The organism is Streptomyces sp. CC208A, assembly GCF_030010625.1.
In the GTDB taxonomy this organism is placed as follows: Bacteria; Actinomycetota; Actinomycetes; order Streptomycetales; family Streptomycetaceae; genus Streptomyces.
The window spans coordinates 60198-82393 of record NZ_JASCXN010000013.1 but is presented as its reverse complement, the minus strand read 5'-3'; the positions used below and the strand labels follow the sequence as shown (position 1 = coordinate 82393).

The window sequence follows — 22196 nt, the reverse complement described above, 5'->3', positions numbered from 1 at the left end:
AAAAGGGGAGCCGCTGGGCGCGGCTCCCCTGGACGGCCGATGGTCAGCGTGCGAACTTCCGAAGCTCCGAGCAGTTGTCCGGCCGTAGCGCGCCGCGATCCCGGCAGGCCTGGATCTGCGCCTCGGTGGTCTCGAGCATCGCGCCGTCGAAGAAGACGTGATCGACGGGGACCGACTCCTTCTGGACACCCTTGACCCGGGTCCAGTCGTACGCTTCGACCCGCGCCCGGATGTAGACGTTGTGCCCGTCGCGGCTGTCGGTGTCGCTCAGTTTTCCCTTGACGTGGAATCCACCACGGTGGACGAACTTTGGCTCCCACTTGTAGGACCCGGTGAAGGCGACCCCCGGCGAGCGCATCTTCAGCTCGCGCCACGAGTCCGCCACCGCCACCCCCGCCCCGCCGAAGAACAGCCCCGAGACGACCACTGCCGTCACCGACTTCCTGAACTTCCCCATGAAACGCCCCTGTTCGCTTGAAGAGCCGACTGGTCGTCACGGAACGTATCGACTTCGCTACGGGGTGCATGACGCAGGAACGTCCCTCTGTGCTGATCACCCCCGATCCGGTGAACGGAACGTCGAAAAAGAATCTCTTCACTGGCGCCCGACCGTCAGGCCGCCCTCGCCCACTCGCCACGAAACAGCAGGTCGGAGGCGTCCGCTGGGGACGGGGGCGATCGGGTGAGCCCACAGAAGTGATCAACTTCGCGCCCGCCCGCAGCGCCCCACACCGGCCTCGGGCTGTGCCTCGGCCTGTCCCCTCCACCCCCTCCACCCCAGGCGCATCCTCGACCACGCTTGCGCCCTCAGGCCCTCGACCGGGAGCGCACCCAGTCCTCTTGACACTCCTACCGCTGGGACGGCCGCAGGCTGGACGCGGGTGCGGCCGCCCTGCGGGCCGTCCGGGAGGGGTGTGGCCTGGCCGCCGAAGCCGAGGTTCCCGTGGCCGGCCTGCGGACCGTCCCGGATGCCGTCGTCACCGGTCCGGACGCCGTGGGCGCGTGTGGACGGCATGCCGTGGAAGGACGTCGACGACGGCGAGGAGATGGTGCTCTGCGGCGGGTACCGGCACCTCGGGAACGAGGACCTCGCCCTGCGGAGTGCTACGGGCGAGAGTGTCCCGGTCTACGTGCCTCACCAGGGGAACGGCCGCGCGGGCCGGCACCTGCGGGTCTCGGCCGACGACCGCGCGCTGCGGCGGTGGCTCATCAGCGGGAAGACGCCTCTCCCGACGGCCGCGGCCGAACCGAAGGCGAGGACGACGTGATCGCCTTCGCTGCGCAGGAGGTCGACCGCACCTGCCGATCCGGAGAGGAAGGCTGGTTCGTCGGCGACGGTCGGTAGACGGGGGCTGCAGCCAAAACCGCAACCGGTGAACGGCAGAGGATACGAGATTCGAACTCGTGAGGGGTTTCCCCCAACACGCTTTCCACATGCTCGTACGGGCGTCCGGTGTGGGTCGTGCCCGTCCTGACCTGCGACGGAGTCTGTGCATCGCCTCCCTCCGGACGGCCCCGGACGGAGGCGGATGCAACCAGGACTGCAACCAGGACTGCAACCACTGCTCGACTACTTACGCCCCTCCGGGCCGTACCACTGAAGGGGCTGGCCGGTTACTGCGGCGATGCATTCGAAGTCGTGGTCGCAGTGCAGGAGGGTAAGCCCCTGCAGCTCGGCAGTCGCTGCGACAACGAGATCGACCGCGCCTGCGCTGCGGTGCTTGCCTTGCTTGGTGAGGGCCTCCTGGACCTGCCAGGCCCGGTCGTAAGCGCGGTCGTCGACGGGGACCCGGCCGAAGAGCAGCCGTATGTCCTCGATGCCGCGTGCCCGGTCGGCGGCCGATCGGGCGCTGTAGAAGAACTCCAGCTCCGTGATGGGGCACGTGGCGATCAGACCGGCGGCCGCTGCCTGGTCCCAGCCGTACTGCTCCGCGTCGCCCCGCATGAATCGGGCGAGGGCGCTGGTGTCGATCAGGTAGAGCGCGGCGTTCACCGTCGGTAGTTCCGCTTGTCCTCGAAGAGCGTCAGATCGAACGCGCCTTCGTCGGCCGCGGCGCGCAGGCGGGTCAGGGCCAGCGCCCGCCGCCTGTTCTCCAGTACCTCGCGCAAGGCTGTGTTGACCGTCTCCTTCTTGGTGCTGGTGCCCAGGGCTTTGGCCACGTCTGCCACCAGCTGGTCATCGAGGTCAATCACTGTCCGGCTCATGCGCACCTCCCGTATATCAACTATGGAAACAATTATATCTTCCATGGTTCATCGATGTCATGGATTCACGTCGGCATGACGCCGTGGACGCGGGAGAGGGTCAAGACGCGTTCGTCTTCTCGCAGGTGGCACCGGGCTTCGAGGTGAGGCGGGTCGAGTTCGAGGCGGCTGAGGGTGCGCACCGTGCGGTTGCCGGAGGCGGCGACGTACTCGACGGCGATGGCATGACCTGCGTCGATGGCGTGGGCGAGCTGGCGGACGTCGGTGTGCGGCAGGCGCTTCGCCCACCCTGCGACGATCTCCTCGGTGTTCGTGGCGAAGGGCACTCCGCCCTCGAACGGTGCTGGTTCGGGAGCCGTGGCCGGGGCGGCCGGCAGCCGGGTCGCCAACGCGCTCGGGTCGAAGGCGGCGGATCCCTCAGCCATGCTCGGGGCAGCGGTCCGGCCGCCGCCCCTCGCCCTGGAGCCACGCGGAGCCGGAACGGCAGCAGCGGCCCGCCGGGGCCGGGTCTTCTCGATGAGTAAGGGCGTCGTACCCCTGTGATCCGCAGATGCCGTACGGGGGCAGGACTCCCCCGTTGGTGGGCGCCGGCATCGGCGAGGCCGCGGGAGTGGGGATCAGATACCCGAAACATCTGAAGTGGATGCATATAAACGCAACCGGAGATGCAACCAGAGCACGACGAGAAGCCGAGCCGCAGGTTGCGGCTCGGCTTCTCGTTTCGCCTGTTCAGGCGGCGGCGGAGGATACGAGATTCGAACTCGTGAGGGGTTGCCTCCAACACGCTTTCCACATGTTCGTACGGGTGGGGGCCGGGGGCGTCCTGACCTGCGGCGGAGGGTTCGGGGTGGCCCTGTCCGGACGGGGCTGGACGAGGGCGAATGAGACCAGGACCGAGACCAGGCTGGTTGGGGTTCGCCCGGATCCGACCTGCCCGGCGGCCGACCACTCTAGGCTTGTCCCCAGGTATGGGCCCGCGGACCGCTTCGTGGAGGAGCCGATCATGAGTACTGCCCCGAACCTTCCGCTTCCGCCCCGTCGGCCTGAAGATTCACATCCGCTGCGGACGATTCGGGAGATCCGGGAGTCCTTGCCCGAACAGCAGCTCGGGCACTTCGACGCCGAACTCGCCGACACGGACATCGACGCCCTTCCAGAGATGCTTCACCGCTGGGCCACCCTCGGCAGTGACGGATTCCTTGATCGGCTTGAGTCGGCACCGTTCGAGGGCCTGGAGTTCGGGCAGCGTTCCTACGACGATGCGGCGGACGGCGAGTGATCTATCTGCTCGACACCAACGTGGTCTCCGAGATCACCACCCGGCCGAAGCCGGCTCCGACTGTTGTCGCCTGGGCCCGTTCGGTCCCGGCAACCGGCCTCTACCTGAGTGTCATCACGATTGCTGAGATCGAGGCCGGCATCGCTGCGACGCCGGACCAGGCACGGCGTGCCGCTTTCGAGCGGGCGCTCGACGGCATTCGCCTTGACTACGGCGACCGGATCGCGGCCGTCGGAGAACAGGAGGCCCTCGCGTACCTCGCCCTTCATCGGAAACTGAAGAGCGCCGGAACCAGCATCGATCCGCCGGATGCGCTGATCGCCGCCACCGCCCTCGCGAACGGGTGGACCCTTGTCAGCCGGAACGTCAAGCATCTGGCCCGGACCGGCGCGCTCTTGCTCAACCCGTGGGAGTACCAGGGCTGACCTGCGGGCGGTTGCGCGAGGCACCGCGAGATCGGCTCCGCGGAAGATCTGCGTCGGGGCGCGGGGCGCCGTGGAAGACCTGGCTGGTGTGCCAGGAACGGTGGCGCGTCGCCACGGGGCGGACGCCCGGCTGCGGGCCGATGAGACGGCGGCCCGCGAGGGCTGTGACGTGCTCGCGGGCCGCGGGGCTGCGCCCGACGAAGTGCTGCGAGACGAGGATGCGGTGGCCGTCGCCGACACCGAGGACGCCCTTGTCGAAGAGCTTGTGGTGCAGTGCGCACAGGCACAGGCCGTTGTCGACGTCATCCGGGCCGCCGAACGCCCACCAGCGCACGTGCGCGGCCTCCAGGCCGACCGGCGCGGCCCCGATCCGCCCGTCGTATCCGCAGAAGGCGCACTGGTACTCGTAGGCCGTCAGTACCAGCTCCCGCATCCGCCGGTTTCCCTGCCGTCGTGCTGACGGGGGCCGTCCGGTCTCCGTGGGCTCCAGCTCCAGCCCGATCGCTTCGCACATTTCGCCGTGCAGCGAGGGTGGGAAGTGCTGGTCGAGCAGTACGCGCGTCATTCGGCCCAGCAGCGCCGGCTCCCGCCGCAGTGCCGCCCGCAGCTCCGGTGCCAGTCGCCCGACAGCCCGGGATGCCCGCAGCTCCCGCACCGCGCTCCCGGGGCTGCCGGGTCCGCGGTCGGTGCGCACCTCCCACACCCCGTCGCTGGTCAGATGGTGGAAGGGGTAGGCGGGCGTTGTCTTGTTGGGTGGACCGTACTCGGCCAGCAGCCGCTTCAGGTCCCCCTCCACCGCGCTGTAGAACAGCTCGCTGTCAGCATCCTCCTGGAACCGGCTGAGGGCGTAAAGCAGGAGTAGCGGCTTGTGGGGAGCCCGCTCCCCGCCCTTGGTCCACTGCCTCAACGTCGCGGTCCGCTCCAGCCAGTCCATGACCGGCGATCGTAGTGGCACCGCAGGGGTTCGTGATCAAATGTCCGAAATGAATGAAACCAAGACTGAGGCCGGGCGCACGACGAAGACCCCGACCGCGGTGCGGTCGAGGTCTTCGTTTCGGCTGGTCAGCCGTGGCGGAGGATACGAGATTCGAACTCGTGAGGGGTTGCCCCCAACACGCTTTCCAAGCGTGCGCCCTAGGCCTCTAGGCGAATCCTCCGGGGAGAACATTACATGACCGCGGAGGGTGCTCGCGAACGTGATCCGGGGGCGGGGAGGTGGTGGTGGGGAGGGGGGTGGGGTGGGGGTTCGGATCGGGTAGGCTGGGCGGAGCCCCTCACGCGGCGCTATCTGACTGAACTCCCCCAGGGCCGGAAGGCAGCAAGGGTAGGTCGGCTCTGGCGGGTGCGTGGGGGGCGCTTGCGTTTTCGGGGGCGGGCTGGGGTTTCCCGGGTTGTCGGTGGGCGCCTATAACCTCGTATACGTGTCGTCTCTCGCGCTGTACCGCCGCTATCGCCCCGAGTCCTTCGCCGAGGTCATCGGGCAGGAGCATGTCACCGACCCGTTGCAGCAGGCCCTGCGGAACAACCGGGTCAATCACGCGTACCTGTTCAGTGGTCCGCGCGGGTGCGGCAAGACGACCAGTGCGCGGATCCTCGCGCGGTGCCTGAACTGTGAGCAGGGGCCCACGCCGACTCCCTGTGGGGAGTGCCAGTCCTGTCGGGACCTCGCCCGGAACGGGCCGGGGTCGATCGACGTCATCGAGATCGACGCCGCTTCGCACGGTGGTGTGGACGACGCCCGTGACCTGCGGGAGAAGGCGTTCTTCGGGCCCGCTTCCAGCCGGTACAAGATCTACATCATCGACGAGGCCCACATGGTCACCTCGGCGGGGTTCAACGCCCTGCTGAAGGTGGTCGAGGAGCCGCCGGAGCACCTCAAGTTCATCTTCGCGACGACCGAGCCCGAGAAGGTCATCGGGACCATCCGGTCGCGGACCCACCACTACCCCTTCCGTCTTGTGCCGCCGGGGACGCTGCGGGAGTACCTGGGGGACGTGTGCGGGCGGGAGGGGATCCCCGTCGAGGACGGGGTGCTGCCGCTCGTCGTGCGCGCGGGCGCCGGGTCCGTGCGTGACTCGATGTCCGTCATGGACCAGCTTCTCGCCGGTGCCGGCGAGGAGGGTGTGACGTATGCCATGGCCACTTCTCTGCTCGGGTATACGGACGGGTCGCTGCTGGACTCCGTGGTGGACGCCTTCGCCGCCGGGGACGGGGCCGCCGCCTTCGAGGTGGTCGACCGGGTCATCGAGGGCGGGAACGATCCCCGGCGGTTCGTCGCCGATCTCCTTGAGCGGCTGCGGGATCTCGTGATCCTCGCCGCCGTGCCGGACGCCGCCGAGAAGGGGCTCATCGACGCTCCCGCCGACGTCGTCGAGCGGATGCAGGCGCAGGCCTCCGTGTTCGGGGCCGCCGAGCTGAGCCGGGCCGCCGATCTCGTCAACGCCGGGCTGACCGAGATGCGCGGCGCCACCTCGCCGCGCCTCCAGCTGGAGCTGATCTGCGCGCGCGTGCTGCTGCCCGCCGCCTTCGACGACGAGCGGTCGCTGCTCGCCCGGCTCGACCGGCTGGAGCGGGGGGCCGCCTCCGCGCCGCAGGCCGCCGCCGTCTTCACGCCGGGGCCGCCCCCCGGGCCGCCGATGGGGTACGTCCCCGGTCCCGACGCCCATACGCCGATGGCCCCGCCGCCTCCGCCGCCCCCGGCCCCTGCTCCTGCGCCCGCCCCCGTACAGGCGCAGGCCCAGCCGGAGACCTCGCGGCCCGGTGCTTGGCCCGGGGCGGCCCGGCCGGGCGGCTGGCCCACCGCCGCGCCCCAGGCCCCCGCGCCCCAGGCCCCGGCGCCCGCCCCCGTACAGCCGCAGGCGCAGCCCGCCGCGCAGGCTCCGGCCGGGGACATGGCGGCCGGCGCCGCCCAGGTGCGGAACATGTGGCCGTCCATCCTCGAAGCGGTCAAGAACCGGCGCCGCTTCACCTGGATCCTGCTGAGCCAGAACGCGCAGGTGGCCGGCTTCGACGGCACCACCCTCCAGCTCGGCTTCCTCAACGCGGGCGCGCGGGACAACTTCGCGAGCAGCGGCAGCGAGGACGTCCTCAAGGCCGCGCTCGCCGAGCAGTTCAACGCGCACTGGAAGATCGAGGCGATCGTCGACCCGTCGGGCGGCTCCGCGCCCCCGCCCGCCGCCGGGAACTTCTCCGGAGGTTTCTCCGGAGGCGGGGCCCGTCCGCCCGCCCCCGCTCCCGTCCCTTCCGCGCCGGCTCCCGCACCAGCTCCCGTGCCCGCACCCCAGGCCCCCGCGCCCGTGCGGACCGCCCCCGCCCCCGCTCCCTCCGCCCCGGCCCCCGCGCCCGCTCCCGTACAGGCGCAGCCGCAGGCCGTCGCGCCCGAGGACGACGTGCCGGAGGAGGACGATCCGGACCTCGTGGAGTCGGCGCTCTCCGGGCACGAGCTGATCGTGCGCGAGCTCGGTGCCACCGTTGTGGAGGAATACACGAACGAGTAGGGCTGTCTCGCTCGGTGGCCCGCACAAGGGTCTTCCCGGCCATCCGGATACCCTGGCTGGCGTGAAGGTCCTCGTCATCGGCGGCGGCGCCCGCGAACACGCCCTGTGCCGCTCTCTCTCCCTCGATCCCGACGTCACCGCTCTGCACTGCGCGCCCGGCAACGCCGGAATCGCCGAGGTCGCCGAGCTGCACCCCGTCGACCAGCTGGACGGCAGCGCGGTCGCCGCGCTCGCCGTGGAGCTCGGCGCCGACCTGGTCGTCGTCGGCCCGGAGGCCCCGCTGGTCGCCGGTGTCGCCGACGCCGTCCGCGCGGCCGGCGTCCCCGTCTTCGGTCCGTCCGCGGAAGCGGCGCAGCTGGAGGGCTCCAAGGCGTTCGCCAAGGACGTCATGGCCGGCGCCGGCGTGCCCACCGCCCGCAGCTACGTCTGCACCACCCCCGCCGAGATCGACGAGGCCCTCGACGCCTTCGGCGCCCCGTACGTCGTCAAGGACGACGGGCTCGCGGCCGGCAAGGGCGTCGTCGTCACCGAGGACGTGGAGGCGGCCCGCGCCCATGCCCTCGCCTGCGACCGGGTGGTCATCGAGGAGTACCTCGACGGCCCCGAGGTCTCCCTCTTCGCCATCACCGACGGCACCACCGTCCTCCCGCTCCAGCCCGCGCAGGACTTCAAGCGCGCGCTCGACGGCGACGAGGGCCCGAACACCGGCGGCATGGGCGCCTACTCGCCGCTTCCGTGGGCCGACCCGAAGCTGGTCGACGAGGTCATGGAGACCGTCCTCCAGCCGACCGTCGACGAGCTGCGCCGCCGCGGCACCCCCTTCTCCGGCCTGCTGTACGCCGGTCTGGCGATCACCGGCCGCGGCGTGCGGGTCATCGAGTTCAACGCCCGCTTCGGCGACCCGGAGACGCAGGTCGTCCTCGCCCGCCTCAGGACCCCGCTCGCGGGCGTCCTGCTGCACGCCGCGAACGGCACCCTCGCCGACCAGGCCCCGCTGGCCTGGCGCGACGAGGCCGCCGTCACCGTGGTCGTCGCCTCCCACAACTACCCGGGCACCCCGCGCACCGGCGACCCCGTCGAGGGCCTGGCCGAGGTCGCGGAGCAGGACGCGCCGCACGCGTACGTGCTCCACGCCGGGACCCGGGAGGAGGGCGGGAAGGTCGTGAGCGCCGGCGGACGGGTGCTCTCCGTCACCGCCACCGGTTCGGACCTGGCCCAGGCCCGCGAGCGCGCCTACGCGGCAGTCGGCCGCATCCGCCTTGACGGTTCCCAGCACCGTACGGACATCGCGCTCAAGGCCGCCCAGGCCTGACCCGGAAGGGCGGCGCGGGCGCGGCCGCGCAGTGAACCGCACGGCCGCGCCACCGGCACCACCTTTACCCAAAGCCATTCGATCGGGTGACGACTCGGCCATCCGGATGACGACCGCCGAAGCCCCAACTAGGGTGCGGCGCAGGCGTTCCGGCACTTGGCCCACCGGCATTGCGATGTCAGTGCCGGGTGTCACAGTGGGGGAGTGAGCAACACCGCCACGGATCGTCCCGTCGAGGACAGGTGAGGGGGTGAGGTACGGCGTGTCCGGCAGCGGCTTCGGAAACGGCGGCCATGACAGCGGCAGCCTCGGTGAGGAGTGGGGCGCGCGCGCCGCGCGCTCCCGCGCCCTCGCCGTCCTGCGCGTCCGGGGGCGGGCGCTGGGGGCCGCGGTGCTCCCCGCCGCCGTCGCCGTCGTGCTGTACGCGGGCGAGGTCACCGGCCACTTCACCGGTTCCGGCTGGGCCACCGCCCGCTGGATCGTCACCGTCCTCGCGGTCCTCGTCCTGCTCGCCGCCGCGGCCGTCGCGCTCGTCGTGGCCCGCGCCCGTCCGGCCGTGACGCCGACGGTGGAGCTCACCGAGACCGCCGCCCCCGACCTCCACCGCCTCGTGCGGGAGCTCGCCGACCGGCTCGACGTGCCGGCGCCCTCCGCGATAGCCCTGACCCCGGACTGCGACAGCTGGTTGGAGGACCGCTCCCACCCGGCGCACGCCCGCGCCGGGGCAGCCGGAGCCGTCGGCAGCCCGGGCGCCCCCGTGCTCGTCATAGGTTCCCCCTTCCTGTGGTGGATGAGGGTCGGGGAGCTGCGCGCGGTCCTCGCGCCGGTCGTCGCCGGCACGGGCCCGGCCGCGGATCCCGACATAGCCGCCGCCCGCCGCTTCGTCCGCGGCCTCGACGCGGCCGTCGCCGTCCCCCGCGACCCCGGCCTCGGCCCGCTCCGCCGGCTCGGTGCCCGGGGTGCCGCCGGGGTGGCCCGGGTGCTGCTGCGGGCCTGCGGGCCGCACGCCGCCGAGATGGAGCGCGGGGTCGCCTTCGCCGGTTCCGAGCGGGCCCAGGCCGTGGACCACGGGGCGCGGATCGTCGCCCAGGAGCAGGTCGGCCTCGCCTACGCGGGCTGGGACCGGCTCCTCACCCGGGTCGCGCTGCCCGCCTGGCGGATGGGCCGCTGGCCGTCCGGGCTGGACGCGGGGGTCGTCTCCGCCCTGACCGAGCTCTCCCGGCGCGACCGGCTGGCGGAGGGCTTCTCCGCCCGGCTCGGCGAGCGCCCCGCCTGCGACCTCCTGGAGGAGCCCGGCGCCGTGGACGAGGCCGCCTCGCTGCTCGCCGCCCGCCTCTTCCACGGCGGCCCGGCCGAGCCCGGCCCCGACTGGGCGCCCGTCGACTGGAGCCGCTACCCGGAGGAGGTCGTCGACCGGAAGTGGCGCGCGGACGCGGCCCGCCTCCACGGCGTCCTCGACCGGATCACGACGCCCCCCGCCCCCGGCACCCCCGAGGGTCCGACCCTCACCCGCGTCCTCACCCACCTGACGGCCCCGCCGGAGCCCGGCGGCCAGCCGCGGGACCCCGCACCGGACGACGGCGAGGAGAGCGAGGTCCGCAATCCCGTCGCCGACGCGCTCGCCGCCGCGCTCAGCGCCCAGGTGGCGCGCGAGGAGGCCGAGCGGGAGGCGTGGGTCGCGGCCACGGCGGGCGGCGACGCCGGGTTCACCGGACCCGACGGGCCCTGGCCGGCCGGTCCGCTGCTCCCGCCCCGGACCGGCCGGGACCTGCTCGCCGACCACGTCACCGCGCTCGTCTGCTGCGCCGCCGTCGACACCACCGCGGCCGCGCCCGGTCTCGACTGGCTCGACGGGCCCGCGCTGCTCGTCGGCGGCGAGCGGACCACCGACCTCGGGCCGCGCGTCCTCGCCCTGGTCGAGGAGGGCGACCCGGCCCCCCTCCGGGCCTGGCTCAGCAGCACCGGCGTCCGCCCCGAGAAGCCCGTCCGCCTCCTCTGAAAGGCCCGCCTTACCGGAGCGCCGTGTTCCACCTTCGTCGATTCACGACGAACGGTGACGGACCGCGTGCGTTATGTGATGTGCTGGGGACCGGCACTGACAAAGTCGTCGGGCACGAGCGCGGAAGCACCGGACGACGGCATCGGACACAGGCACGGAACACAGGCATCGACCGGGGGAGTCGAGGGAGGGGCACCTCATGGGGGCGGAGCAGATCAGGCGCTGGGACTCGGGAGCGCTCGCGCACGCGGTCTCCGATCCCTTCGGCCAGGGCCCGTTGCCCTGGCTGCGCGGTTCGGAGAACTACTTCGACGGCACGGGCCAGCTGGTCCCCTGGTACGCGGACGAGACCCTGGCCGGCGGCGGGGCCGGGGGCCCGCGCACCGCCGACGACATGCGCCGGCAGATCAAGGGCTTCGCCTCAGGCGGGGCCGTGGCGCCCGGCGAGTCGATCGATTTCCACATCACCGTGGACCCGCCGCAGCCGTTCTCGGTCGACGTCTACCGGATCGGTCACTACGGCGGCGACGGCGCCGCGAAGATCACCACGAGCCCGCGGCTCTCCGGGATCGTCCAGCCGCCCCCGCTCGCCGCCGACCGCACGGTCTCCTGCCACCACTGGTGGCAGTCCTGGCGGCTCCAGGTCCCGGGCTACTGGTCGATCGGCGCGTACGTCGCCGTCCTCACCACCGCCGACGGCTACCGCTCCCACATCCCCTTCACCGTGCGGGACGCGCACCCCGCGGACCTGCTCCTCGTCCTGCCGGACATCACCTGGCAGGCGTACAACCTCTACCCGGAGGACGGGCGCACCGGCGCCAGCCTCTACCACGCCTGGGACGAGGAGGGCCGGCTGCTCGGCGAGGAGGATGCGGCGACCACCGTCTCCTTCGACCGGCCGTACGCGGGTGCGGGCCTGCCGCTGCACGTGGGCCACGCCTACGACTTCATCCGCTGGGCGGAGCGGTACGGCTACGACCTCGCCTACGCCGAGACCCGCGACCTGCACGCCGGCCGGGTCGACCCGACCCGCTACCGGGGCCTGGTCTTCCCCGGCCACGACGAATACTGGTCGGCGCCGATGCGCAAGGCCGCCGAGCGCGCCCGCGACCAGGGCACCTCGCTGGTCTTCCTCTCCGCCAACACCATGTACTGGCAGGTGGAGCTCGGCCCCTCGCCGTCCGGGGTGCCGGACCGGCTGCTCACCTGCCGCAAGCGCCGCGGCCCCGGCCGTCCCGCCCTCTGGCGCGAGGTCGACCGCCCCGAGCAGCAGCTCCTCGGCATCCAGTACGCGGGCCGGGTGCCCGAACCGCACCCGCTCGTCGTGCGGAACGCGGAGCACTGGCTCTGGGAGGCGACCGGCGCCGGCGAGGGCGACGAGCTCCCCGGCCTGGTCGCCGGCGAGGCGGACCGCTACTTCCCGCGCACCCAGCTCCCCGAGCACGAGGGCCGGATCCTGCTCGCCCACTCCCCCTACCGGGACGGCGAGGGGGCGCTGCGCCACCAGGAGACCAGCCTCTACCGGGCGCCGTCGGGGGCCTGGGTCTTCGCCTCCGGCACCTTCGCCTGGTCGCCGGCGCTGGACCGGCCGGGCCATGTCGATCCCCGCGTCCAGCGCGCCACCGCCAATCTCCTCGACCGCATCTGTAAGAGGGACTGACCAGGAGGAGCCACCGACCAGGGGCGGCGAGGGGCCCGGCGACCGCACCCGGCCGCGTGTGCGAGAGAATCGGACCGTTCCTGGATCAACCTACGCGGAGGAACCGTGTCCGGATTCGTAGAAAAGCCCGAGCCCGTCGAGGTCCCGGGCCTGACCCACCTGCACACGGGCAAGGTGCGCGACCTGTACCGGAACGGGGCCGGCGACCTCGTGATGGTGGCGAGCGACCGCATGTCCGCGTACGACTGGGTCCTGCCCACCGAGATCCCGGACAAGGGGCGGGTGCTCACCCAGCTCTCCCTGTGGTGGTTCGACCAGCTCTCCGACCTGGTCCCCAACCACGTGCTCTCCACCGAGCTGCCGGCCGGCGCCCCCGCCGACTGGGCGGGCCGCACCCTGGTCTGCAAGTCCCTGGACATGGTCCCGGTCGAGTGCGTCGCCCGCGGCTACCTCACCGGTTCCGGCCTGGCCGAGTACGAGCAGACCCGCACGGTCTGCGGCCTCGCGCTGCCCGAGGGGCTGACCGACGGCTCCGAGCTGCCCGCGCCGATCTTCACCCCGGCGACCAAGGCCGCCGTCGGCGACCACGACGAGAACGTGTCGTACGAGGAGGTCGCCCGGGAGGTCGGCGCCGAGACCGCCGCCCTGCTGCGCCAGACCACCCTCGCCGTCTACGGCCGGGCCCGGGACATCGCCCGCGAGCGCGGGATCATCCTCGCCGACACCAAGTTCGAGTTCGGCTTCGAGGGCGACACCCTGGTCCTCGCCGACGAGGTGCTGACCCCGGACTCCTCCCGCTTCTGGCCGGCCGACCAGTGGCAGCCGGGCCGCGCCCAGCCCTCGTACGACAAGCAGTTCGTCCGGAACTGGCTGACCTCCCCGGCCTCGGGCTGGGACCGCACGGGCGAGCAGCCGCCGCCGGCCCTCCCGAGGGAGATCGTGGACGACACCCGCGCCAAGTACCTGGAGGCGTACGAGCTGCTGACCGGGAAGTCCTGGTCCGACAGCTTCTGACGGACCGGTCGTACGGGACGGGGCGCCCCGTCCCGTACGGGCCGCCTCCCGATACGTACGACGAAGGCCCCGGTTCCTGAGAACCGGGGCCTTCACTCTGAGCGGACGACGAGATTCGAACTCGCGACCCTCACCTTGGCAAGGTGATGCTCTACCAACTGAGCCACGTCCGCCTGCGCCGTAGCGCGCTGCTAACTATACCCAACCTTTCGACCGCGCGAGACGCACGGCCGCGTGACGGTTCTCCGCACCGAGCTTCGCGGCGGCGGAGGAGAGGTAGTTCCGGACCGTCCCGGGGGAGAGCGCGGCCCGCCGGGCGATCTCCGCGACGGGGGCGCCGTCGGCGGCGAGTTCGAGCACCTCGGCCTCGCGGGCGGTCAGCGGGGAGTCCCCGGCGGCGATCGCGTCGGCCGCCAACTCCGGGTCGACGTAACGGTTTCCGGCGTGGACGGTACGGATCAGCTCGGCGAGCCGCTGGGCGCTGACGGTCTTCGGGGCGAAGCCGCGGACGCCCGCCGCGAGGGCCCGCTTGAGGTGGCCGGGGCGGCCGTGGCTGGTCACGATCATCGTGCGGCACTCCGGGAGTTCGTCCCGGATGGATGTGGCCACCGTCACACCGTCCGCCCCTGGCATCTGGAGGTCGAGGACGGCGACGTCGGGCCGGTGGGCGCGGGCCATGGCGAGCGCCTCGGGGCCGGTCGCGGCCTCGGCGACGACGACCAGGTCGTCCTCCAGGGCGAGCAGGGCGGCGAGCGCGCCCCGGATCAGGTGCTCGTCGTCGGCGAGCAGGACACGTACGGGCTCGGTCACGCGACCGTCTCCTTCTCCTGTCGGGTGCCGGTCTCCCCCGGCGCGGGCAGCGGCACCCGGGCGGCGACGCGGAAGGAGTGCGGGTCCTCGAACCCGGCCTCCAGGGTGCCGTCCACCGCCCCGAGCCGTTCGCGCAGCCCGGCGAGGCCGGAGCCGGTACGTCCGGGGGCGCCGGCCCCGTCCCGTACGGCCCCGTCGTTCTCCACGGTCAGCAGTACCGCGTCCGCCGCCCGCCGCAGGGTGATCGCGCAGCGCCGGGCGTCGCCGTGCCGCAGCACGTTGGTGGTGGTCTCGCGGACGACCCAGCCGAGCGCGGACTGCACCCCGGCGGGCAGGCCGAGGGCGGGGGCGTCGAGGGCGGGGGCGTCGACGGCGCAGGCGATGCCGGCGGCGGCGAGGACGCTCCGGGCGCCCTCCAGCTCGACCCGCAGATCGGCCTCCCGGTAGCCGCGGACCACCTCCCGGACCTCCCGCTGGGACTCCTGGGCGATCCGCTGGACCTCGACCATCTGGTCCACGCTCTCGGGGCGGCCGCGCCGGGCGAGCTGGACGGCGAGCTCGCTCTTGAGCGCGATCACCGAGAGGTTGCGGCCCATGACGTCGTGCAGGTCGCGGCCGAAGCGGAGCCGTTCCTCGGCGACGGCGAGCCGGGCCTTGAGGTCGCGGGAGCGCTCCAGCTCCTGGACGACGCCGAGCAGCCAGGAGGAGAAGCCGCAGGCGGCGCCGTAGGCACCGCCGCCGAGGAGGACGGCGACCAGGGCGACCAGGCCCTCCGGCACGCCGTGGCCGAGGGCGGCGACGGGCAGCGCGCAGGCGAGGGCGGCGGCGCCGACCGCGTACGCCATCTGCCGGACGCGGTCCAGGCAGAGGACGAGCGAGCCGACGGTGAAGATCGCGGTGCCGACGAGCACTCCTCCGTTCGCGGAGCTGTCGGGCAGCACCCCGGCCGTCCACAGGACGAGGATGGTGAGGTCGGCGACGACGGTGACCGTGGCGAGGGCGACGGCGAGCCGGACGGGCCGCTCGCGCCGGCCGGTGGTGTGGTCGAGGGCGCGGGAGGCGAGCACCGCGCAGAGGACGGAGTGGGCCAGGACCCACAGGACCAGTCCGAGCGCCGCGGCCGGGCCGGGTCCGTTCCGCTCGCCCTGGCTCAGCGGGATGCCGCCGAGGGTGAGGAGTTCGACCGGGGCCATGCCGTGGAAGGTCCACCGGGTGTACAGCTCGACCTTCCCGGCGACGCTCCGCCGTGACCACCATCCCGTCATCGTGGACATCCGTCCCGTCTCCCCCTTCGGTCCGTCCTAGCGCCGGGGCTCCCAGCGGAACCAGCGGCGGACCGCCCACCCCGTCAGGACGCCCCAGGCCACTGTATTGAGCGCGGCGGTGAGCAGGCTGCCCGCGTGGGCGGTGCCGAGCCAGCCGGCCCTGACGAACTCCATGGCGCCGCTGAGCGGAAGCAACTGCGCGAGGTCGGCGGCGAGTTCGGGGAGCGCGCCGTGGGGGACGAAGAGGCCGGAGCCGAAGCAGGAGACGAGGAAGAGCGGCAGGGTGGTGAGTCCCGCGCTCTCGACGGTGCGGGTGATCGTGGTGGTGAGGGCGGCGAGTCCGGCGAGCAGCGGGACCGCGACGGCGAGGCCGAGGAGCAGCAGGTCGGGGCGGGCGGGGGCGTCGGCGCCGAGGAGGGTGAAGCCGCCGACGGTGAGGATCGCGCACTGGGTGAGGGCGATGGCGGTGGCGGGCAGGGCGGCGCCGGCGAGGATCTCGGCGTCGGTGGCCTCGCCGGTGCGCAGCCGCTTGAGGACGAGTTCCTCGCGGCGGGCGGTGAGGCTGGAGGTGAGGCTCATGTAGACGACGAGCAGCAGGATCATGCCGGTGCCGCCGATGAGGGTGGCGGCGGCGAGGGAGATGCCGAGGGTGGCCTCGTCGACGCCCCGGAGAGAGGACCGCAGCAGGAAGATCATCAGCAGCGGCATGAGGGCCGCGATGAAGAGGTTGTTGCGGTTGCGGCCGAGGAGGGTGAGTTCGGCCCGGCCGAGGGCGGCGAGCCGGGTGCGGGTGGTGGACGGGCGGCCGGCGGTGGCGGGTGCGGCGGACGTGGGCGTCGTCGTCGGCGTACGCGGCGTACGCGGCGTACTCATCGGGCTACGGTCTCCTTCGGGCCGGCGGGGGTGTTCTCCGTGCGGGAGGCGATGTCGAGGAATGCCTCTTCGAGGGAGGCGGAGCGGGCGTCGAGCCCGTCGAGGCGGACGCCCTGGTCGCGGGCCCAGCCGAGGAGCTCGGTCAGGTCGTCCTGGAGGGCGTGGGTGCGGATCTCGACCCGGTCGCCGTCGGCGGCGGCCTTCAGGCGGAGCGGCAGCCGGGCGGCGGGCACCCCGGCGGGGAGGGCGAAGCGGATCCGGGCGGGCTGGGCGGCGGTGACCTCGGCGGGGGTGCCGGAGAGGACGATCCGGCCCCGGTGCATGATCGCGAGCCGGTCGGCGAGGGTCTCGGCCTCCTCCAGGTAGTGGGTGGTGAGGAGGACGGTGGTGCCCTGGGCGCGCAGGGCGCGGACGAGCTCCCAGGTGTCGCGGCGGCCCTCGGCGTCGAGGCCGGTGGTGGGCTCGTCGAGGAAGAGGACCTCGGGGCGGCCGAGGAGGGCGAGCGCGAGGTCGAGGCGGCGGCGCTCGCCGCCGGACAGCTGCTTGATCCGCACCTTCTCGCGGCCGGTGAGGCCGACGGCGGCGAGGGCTTCGCCGGCGGGCCTGGCGCCGCTGGTGCAGCCGGCCCACATCCGTACGGTCTCGGCGACGGTGAGGTCGGAGGGGAAGCCGCCCTCCTGGAGCATCACGCCGATGCGGGGGCGGACGGCGGAGCGTTCGCGGTACGGGTCGTGGCCGAGGACGCGGGCGGTGCCGCCGGTCGGGGCGGCGAGGCCCTCCAGGAGTTCGACGGTGGAGGTCTTGCCGGCGCCGTTGGTGCCGAGGAGGGCGAAGATCTCGCCCCGGTCGACGGAGAGGGAGAGACCGCGCACCGCCTCGAACCCGCCGTCGTAGCTGCGGCTCAGGTCGGTCGCCTCGATGGCCGGGGTCAGGGCTTCAGCTGTCATGGCCCAAGCCTCCCGTCCGAGGGCGGCTGCGGGCAGTGCGCGCTGTCATCACCGCGACTGACAAATGTCATGGGGCGGGAAAGGGGTCGGGACACGACGAAGGCCCCGGTTCCGAGAACCGGGGCCTTCACTCTGAGCGGACGACGAGATTCGAACTCGCGACCCTCACCTTGGCAAGGTGATGCTCTACCAACTGAGCCACGTCCGCATTGCTCCCGACCAGCTCTCACTGGGCGGTGCGAGCACCACTCTACCTGATCCACCGGAGTGGTCGGTAACCGTGATGCAGAGCGGGTGACAGGAATTGCACACTGCGCCTTCCCCCTGGAAGGGGGCTGTTCTGCTACTGAACTACACCCGCACGCTGCGTGGGACTCGGCTTTGCGGCCTCGCCCCTCGGCGTGATCCAGACTCTAGCGGATCAAGGGGGGTGGAACGCAAATCCGACCCGCGGGCCCCGCCGTCCGCTCTCAGCTCGCGGCGCGGAAGGCCTCGTAGACCCGCTTGGGGATGCGGCCCCGGGCCGGCACGTCCATCTTGTGGGACTGGGCCCAGGCGCGGACCGCCGCCGGGTCGGGGGCGAGGGCGGTGTGCTTGTACGCGGAGGTGCTTCCGGTCACACCCGCCTTGCCGGTCAGTGCCTTGCCGCTCAGCTTCCGCCCGGCCGCGAGGTAGGGCGCGAGGGCCTGGCGGAGTTTCTTTGCATTGGCAGCATTCAGGTCGATCTCGTACATCTTCCCGTCGAGACCGAACGCGACCGTTTCCTCCGCTTCCCCACCGTCGATGTCGTCGGAGAGGGTGACCACAACTCGCTGCGCCACGGATATCGGTCCTTTCCTGTGGCCCGCCGCCTGCCGGAGGGTATGGGTGCGCCTCTGACGTGCGGTGATACCGGGCCTTCGGCTGCCCAGGGGCAATGTTGTTCTCTTCTGGAATCCTTTGTACAGCGACGGGTGTCGCATTGTGAAGCCCCATCAATTGTCTCAGCGTGTCCCGGACCAATGGGCGGCGCAATATTTCACTCGTAATTCCATGTGCGGAAGGGTCCGGGAGGTTTGGGGTGGATCTTCGTCGGGAAGTGGCTTCCGCCTGGGTATTTGGAGGATCCTTCAGATCTCTACCCGCGTAGAATTTGGAGGCAGGTACGCTGAGGGAACCGCCCACGCAACACACCACCGGGAGTGCCAGTGGCACGCGTCGTAGTCGACGTCATGCTCAAGCCGGAGATCCTCGACCCGCAGGGACAGGCGGTGCAGCGTGCACTGCCCCGCCTCGGGTTCGCCGGAATCGCCGACGTCCGTCAGGGGAAGCGCTTCGAGCTGGAGGTGGAGGGACCGGTCGACGACGCCGCCCTCGCCCGCATCCATGAGATGGCCGAAACCTTCCTCGCCAACACCGTGATCGAAGACTTCGTCGTGAAGGTCGAGTCGTGACCGCTCGCATCGGCGTCGTCACCTTCCCCGGCACGCTCGACGACCAGGACGCGCTGCGCGCCGCCCGTCTCGCGGGCGCCGAGCCGGTCTCGCTGTGGCACCGCGACAAGGACCTCAAGCAGGTCGACGCCGTGGTCCTCGCCGGCGGCTTCTCCTACGGCGACTACCTGCGGGCCGGCGCCATCTCCCGCTTCTCGCCGGTGATGGAGACCGTCATCGAGCAGGCGAAGGCCGGCATGCCGGTCCTCGGCATCTGCAACGGCTTCCAGATCCTCACCGAGGCCCATCTGCTGCCGGGCGCGATGCTCCGCAACAACCACCTCCACTTCATCTGCCGCGACCAGAAGCTGCGGGTGGAGAACGCGGAGACCGCCTGGACCTCGGACTACACCGAGGGCCAGGAGATCGAGGTCCCGCTCAAGAACATGGACGGCCGGTACGTCGCCGACGAGCGCACGCTCGACGAGCTGGAGGCCGAGGGGCGGGTGGCCTTCCGCTACCTGGACATGAACCCCAACGGCTCGCTGCGCGACATCGCGGGCATCACCAACGCCGCGGGCAACGTCGTCGGCCTCATGCCGCACCCCGAGCACGCCGTCGAGCCGCTGATCGGCACCGGCAAGACGGACGGGCTCGGTTTCTTCACCTCGATCCTCAAGAAGCTGGTCAACGCCTGATGCTGCCTTCTTCCGGGGGGCGACCCCCGTACCCCCGATCTCTCGACACCGTCAAGCACGCGAGCGAGACGCCGGACAGCGAGCAGCCCTGGAAGGAGCTCGGCCTCAAGGAGGACGAGTACGCCCGCATCCGCGAGATCCTCGGCCGCCGTCCCACCGGCGCCGAGCTCGCCATGTACTCGGTCATGTGGTCCGAGCACTGCTCGTACAAGAGCAGCAAGGTCCACCTGAAGCAGTTCGGCGAGAAGGCCCCGCAGAACGACGCCATGCTCGTCGGCATCGGCGAGAACGCGGGCGTCGTCGACGTCGGCCAGGGGTACGCGGTCACCTTCAAGGTCGAGTCGCACAACCACCCCTCGTACATCGAGCCCTACCAGGGCGCGGCCACCGGCGTCGGCGGCATCGTCCGCGACATCCTCGCCATGGGCGCCCGCCCGGTCGCGGTCGTCGACCCGCTCCGCTTCGGCGCGGCCGACCACCCCGACACCAAGCGCGTGCTGCCCGGTGTCGTCGCCGGCATCGGCGGCTACGGCAACTGCCTGGGCCTGCCGAACATCGGCGGCGAGGTCGTCTTCGACTCCTGCTACCAGGGCAACCCGCTGGTCAACGCCGGCTGCATCGGCGTGATGAAGCACGAGGACATCCACCTCGCCAAGGCCTCGGGCCCCGGCAACAAGGTCATCCTGTACGGCGCCCGCACCGGCGGCGACGGCATCGGCGGCGTGTCCGTGCTCGCCTCGGAGACCTTCGACGACACGAAGCCCACCAAGCGCCCCGCCGTCCAGGTCGGCGACCCCTTCCAGGAGAAGCTCCTCATCGAGTGCACCCTGGAGATCTTCCAGGAGAAGCTGGTCGCGGGCATCCAGGACCTGGGTGGCGCCGGCCTCTCCTGCGCCACCTCCGAGCTGGCCTCCGCCGGTTCCGGCGGCATGCGCGTGGACCTCGACAAGGTGCACCTGCGCGACGCGACGCTCTCGCCCGAGGAGATCCTCATGAGCGAGTCGCAGGAGCGCATGTGCGCGATCGTCGAGCCGCAGCACGTCGACCGCTTCCTGGAGATCTGCGAGAAGTGGGACGTCATCGCGGTCGTCATCGGTGAGGTCACCGACGGCGAGCGCCTGGAGATCTTCTGGCACGGCGAGCAGATCGTCGACGTGCCGCCGCGCACGGTCGCCCACGAGGGCCCGGTCTACCACCGGCCGTACGCCCGCCCCGAGTGGCAGGACGCCCTCCAGGCCGACGACGCCGCCAAGCTGCCCCGGCCGCAGGACGGCGCCGAGCTGAAGGACCAGGTCCTGAAGCTGGTCTCCTCGCCGAACCAGGCGTCGAAGTCCTGGATCACGGACCAGTACGACCGGTTCGTGCAGGGCAACACGGTCCTGGCCCAGCCCGAGGACGCGGGCATGGTCCGCATCGACGAGGAGTCGAACCTCGGCGTGGCCATGGCGACCGACGGCAACGGCCGGTACGCCAAGCTCGACCCGTACACCGGCGCGCAGCTCGCGCTCGCGGAGGCGTACCGCAACGTCGCCGCCTCCGGCGCCAGGCCGCTCGCCGTCTCCGACTGCCTGAACTTCGGCTCGCCCGAGGACCCGGCCGTCATGTGGCAGTTCGCCGAGGCCACCCGTGGTCTCGCGGACGGCTGCCTCGCGCTCGGCACCCCGGTCACCGGCGGCAACGTCTCGCTCTACAACCAGACCGGTGAGGTGGCGATCCACCCGACGCCCGTCGTGGCCGTGCTCGGTGTGATCGACGACGTCAACCGCCGCACCCCGATCGCCTTCGCGGAAGAGGGCCAGCTCCTCTACCTGCTCGGCGACACCAAGGAGGAGTTCGGCGGCTCGGCCTGGTCCGAGGTGATCCACCAGCACCTCGGCGGCCTGCCGCCGGCCGTGGACCTCGACCGGGAGAAGCTGCTCGGCGAGATCCTGATCTCGGCCTCCCGCGACGGCATGATCGACGCGGCGCACGACCTCTCCGACGGCGGTCTCGTGCAGGCGGTCGTCGAGTCCTGCCTGCGCGGCGGGAACGGCGCGCGCCTGGTCGTCCCGGAGGGCCTGGACGCCTTCACGTTCCTCTTCTCGGAGTCGGCAGGACGCGCGGTCGTCGCCGTCCCGCGCAGCGAGGAGCTCCGCTTCACCGACATGTGCGGCGCCCGCGGCCTGCCGGCGACCCGCATCGGTGTCGTCGACGGCGACGCGGTCGACGTCCAGGGCGAGTTCACCCTCTCCCTGGAGGAGCTGCGCACCGCGCACGAGGCGACGATCCCGGGCCTGCTGGCCTGACGGTCCGTCGTACGGCAGCCCCCGCCCCTCTTCCGGGCGGGGGCTGTCCGCGTACGTACTCAGTCGGACTGGTCCCAGAAGGCGTCCACCTCGGCGATGTCCTCCACGCACTCGTCGATGTCGCTGAACTTGCCGCCGACGACGGTGAAGAACAGGCCGCCGTTCACCTCGATGCCCCGGTCGCCGCGATCGGCGTGCCACGTGTGGACGGACATGACGTGCCCGCGGCCGTCCGGGTAGATGCCCTTCAGCTCCACGCGGAAGGTGCCGTTCGTCTTGTCGAAGAGCTGGGCGTACATGGCGAGGACGTTGTCCCGGCCCTTGAAATGCCCGGACATCTGGCTCTCGCCGGGCACATGGTGGGTGCAGTCGCTGGTCAACAGGGAGGCCACGGTGTCCATGTCTCCCGCGATGAACGCTTCGTAGCCCCGCCGGACCAGAGCCGCGTCGGGGTGCTCGTGATGGGTCATGGTCCCGCCACTGCCTTTCGGAAAGGGTTACCCCCCTCCTCCCCA

The 22196-nt window shown here is 71.9% G+C and carries 22 protein-coding genes, 4 tRNA genes and 1 other RNA gene; 12 read left to right on the top strand and 15 right to left on the bottom strand.

Going from position 1 to position 22196, the window contains the following annotated elements; translation table 11 throughout:
- Positions 1-43 precede the first annotated feature (43 nt).
- On the bottom strand, positions 44-457 hold the full coding sequence (locus tag QK442_RS16470; RefSeq protein WP_282694690.1) for a hypothetical protein: 414 nt from the start codon (positions 455-457) through the stop codon (positions 44-46).
- A gap of 556 nt (positions 458-1013) precedes the next feature.
- Here QK442_RS16470 and QK442_RS16465 point away from each other — a divergent pair.
- Positions 1014-1268, top strand: a complete 255-nt coding sequence (locus QK442_RS16465) for a hypothetical protein (RefSeq protein ID WP_282694689.1) — start codon at positions 1014-1016, stop codon at positions 1266-1268.
- Between the two features lie 302 nt (positions 1269-1570).
- Here QK442_RS16465 and QK442_RS16460 read toward each other — a convergent pair whose 3' ends face one another.
- From QK442_RS16460 to QK442_RS16450, 3 genes are all read right to left on the bottom strand, one after another.
- Positions 1571-1993, bottom strand: a complete 423-nt coding sequence (locus QK442_RS16460; protein ID WP_282694688.1) for a PIN domain nuclease — start codon at positions 1991-1993, stop codon at positions 1571-1573.
- Positions 1990-2205, bottom strand: a complete 216-nt coding sequence (locus QK442_RS16455) for a type II toxin-antitoxin system VapB family antitoxin (protein WP_282694687.1) — start codon at positions 2203-2205, stop codon at positions 1990-1992. Before QK442_RS16455 ends, QK442_RS16460 begins: the two co-directional genes overlap by 4 nt.
- A gap of 65 nt (positions 2206-2270) precedes the next feature.
- Positions 2271-2630 carry a hypothetical protein gene (locus QK442_RS16450; RefSeq protein WP_282694686.1) on the bottom strand — a complete coding sequence of 120 codons (360 nt, stop codon included), beginning with the start codon at positions 2628-2630 and terminating at the stop codon, positions 2271-2273.
- 155 nt (positions 2631-2785) lie between these two features.
- Here QK442_RS16450 and QK442_RS16445 point away from each other — a divergent pair, with 155 nt between their 5' ends.
- Together QK442_RS16445 and QK442_RS16440 are read left to right on the top strand one after the other, a co-directional pair.
- Positions 2786-3484 carry a hypothetical protein gene (locus QK442_RS16445; RefSeq protein WP_282694685.1) on the top strand — a complete coding sequence of 233 codons (699 nt, stop codon included), beginning with the start codon at positions 2786-2788 and terminating at the stop codon, positions 3482-3484.
- Positions 3481-3909, top strand: coding sequence for a type II toxin-antitoxin system VapC family toxin (locus QK442_RS16440; RefSeq protein ID WP_282694684.1), 429 nt, complete (start codon positions 3481-3483; stop codon positions 3907-3909). Before QK442_RS16445 ends, QK442_RS16440 begins: the two co-directional genes overlap by 4 nt.
- Here QK442_RS16440 and QK442_RS16435 read toward each other — a convergent pair.
- Positions 3884-4843, bottom strand: coding sequence for a phosphorothioated DNA-binding restriction endonuclease (locus QK442_RS16435; protein ID WP_282694683.1), 960 nt, complete (start codon positions 4841-4843; stop codon positions 3884-3886). The genes QK442_RS16440 and QK442_RS16435 overlap by 26 nt on opposite strands.
- A 135-nt stretch (positions 4844-4978) precedes the next feature.
- A tRNA-Ser gene (locus QK442_RS16430) sits at positions 4979-5066 on the bottom strand.
- Between the two features lie 108 nt (positions 5067-5174).
- Here QK442_RS16430 and ffs point away from each other — a divergent pair.
- The 6 genes from ffs to QK442_RS16400 all read left to right on the top strand — a co-directional run bounded on the left by ffs (position 5175) and on the right by QK442_RS16400 (position 13391).
- Positions 5175-5273: signal recognition particle sRNA small type (ffs, locus tag QK442_RS16425), an RNA gene on the top strand.
- Between the two features lie 57 nt (positions 5274-5330).
- Positions 5331-7406 (top strand): DNA polymerase III subunit gamma and tau, encoded by a 2076-nt coding sequence (locus QK442_RS16420; RefSeq protein WP_282694682.1) that lies wholly within the window; start codon positions 5331-5333, stop codon positions 7404-7406.
- Between the two features lie 61 nt (positions 7407-7467).
- Entirely contained in the window at positions 7468-8718 is a 1251-nt protein-coding gene (gene purD / locus QK442_RS16415) for a phosphoribosylamine--glycine ligase (RefSeq protein ID WP_282694681.1), read from the top strand.
- A gap of 250 nt (positions 8719-8968) precedes the next feature.
- Complete coding sequence (locus QK442_RS16410) at positions 8969-10717, top strand: hypothetical protein (RefSeq protein ID WP_282694680.1); 1749 nt, start codon at positions 8969-8971, stop codon at positions 10715-10717.
- A gap of 199 nt (positions 10718-10916) precedes the next feature.
- Positions 10917-12377 (top strand): N,N-dimethylformamidase beta subunit family domain-containing protein, encoded by a 1461-nt coding sequence (locus QK442_RS16405; RefSeq protein ID WP_282694679.1) that lies wholly within the window; start codon positions 10917-10919, stop codon positions 12375-12377.
- Between the two features lie 105 nt (positions 12378-12482).
- Positions 12483-13391, top strand: coding sequence for a phosphoribosylaminoimidazolesuccinocarboxamide synthase (locus QK442_RS16400; protein WP_282694678.1), 909 nt, complete (start codon positions 12483-12485; stop codon positions 13389-13391).
- A gap of 100 nt (positions 13392-13491) precedes the next feature.
- Here the strand turns inward: QK442_RS16400 and QK442_RS16395 are convergent.
- From QK442_RS16395 to QK442_RS16360, 8 genes are all read right to left on the bottom strand, one after another.
- Positions 13492-13564: transfer RNA gene (locus tag QK442_RS16395), tRNA-Gly, on the bottom strand.
- 22 nt (positions 13565-13586) lie between these two features.
- The gene (locus QK442_RS16390; RefSeq protein ID WP_282694677.1) at positions 13587-14201 is read right to left on the bottom strand and encodes a response regulator transcription factor; all 615 of its coding nucleotides are present in this window, start codon (positions 14199-14201) and stop codon (positions 13587-13589) included.
- The gene (locus QK442_RS16385) at positions 14198-15475 is read right to left on the bottom strand and encodes a histidine kinase (protein WP_282694676.1); all 1278 of its coding nucleotides are present in this window, start codon (positions 15473-15475) and stop codon (positions 14198-14200) included. The genes QK442_RS16390 and QK442_RS16385 overlap by 4 nt, the downstream gene beginning before the upstream one ends.
- Positions 15476-15502: 27 nt before the next feature.
- Positions 15503-16339 (bottom strand): ABC transporter permease, encoded by an 837-nt coding sequence (locus tag QK442_RS16380; protein WP_282694675.1) that lies wholly within the window; start codon positions 16337-16339, stop codon positions 15503-15505.
- Positions 16336-17286, bottom strand: a complete 951-nt coding sequence (locus QK442_RS16375) for an ABC transporter ATP-binding protein (RefSeq protein ID WP_282694674.1) — start codon at positions 17284-17286, stop codon at positions 16336-16338. The genes QK442_RS16380 and QK442_RS16375 overlap by 4 nt, the downstream gene beginning before the upstream one ends.
- 135 nt (positions 17287-17421) lie before the next feature.
- Positions 17422-17494 (bottom strand) — tRNA-Gly (locus QK442_RS16370).
- Between the two features lie 81 nt (positions 17495-17575).
- Positions 17576-17647, bottom strand: a tRNA-Gly gene (locus QK442_RS16365).
- Positions 17648-17756: 109 nt separating this feature from the next.
- Positions 17757-18107: an Lsr2 family protein gene (locus tag QK442_RS16360; protein ID WP_282694673.1), complete on the bottom strand. Its 351-nt coding sequence runs from the start codon at positions 18105-18107 to the stop codon at positions 17757-17759.
- 366 nt (positions 18108-18473) lie between these two features.
- On the opposite strand from QK442_RS16360, the gene purS reads away from it, so the two are divergent.
- From purS to purL, 3 genes are read left to right on the top strand one after another with little or no spacing between them, the layout of a single operon-like run.
- Positions 18474-18719 carry a phosphoribosylformylglycinamidine synthase subunit PurS gene (gene purS / locus QK442_RS16355; protein WP_015035032.1) on the top strand — a complete coding sequence of 82 codons (246 nt, stop codon included), beginning with the start codon at positions 18474-18476 and terminating at the stop codon, positions 18717-18719.
- Positions 18716-19396, top strand: a complete 681-nt coding sequence (gene purQ, locus QK442_RS16350) for a phosphoribosylformylglycinamidine synthase subunit PurQ (protein WP_282694672.1) — start codon at positions 18716-18718, stop codon at positions 19394-19396. The genes purS and purQ overlap by 4 nt, the downstream gene beginning before the upstream one ends.
- Entirely contained in the window at positions 19396-21681 is a 2286-nt protein-coding gene (gene purL / locus QK442_RS16345; protein ID WP_282694671.1) for a phosphoribosylformylglycinamidine synthase subunit PurL, read from the top strand. The genes purQ and purL overlap by 1 nt, the downstream gene beginning before the upstream one ends.
- Positions 21682-21740: 59 nt before the next feature.
- Here the strand turns inward: purL and QK442_RS16340 are convergent, their stop codons facing one another.
- Positions 21741-22151 carry a nuclear transport factor 2 family protein gene (locus tag QK442_RS16340; protein WP_282694670.1) on the bottom strand — a complete coding sequence of 137 codons (411 nt, stop codon included), beginning with the start codon at positions 22149-22151 and terminating at the stop codon, positions 21741-21743.
- Positions 22152-22196: the final 45 nt, after the last annotated feature.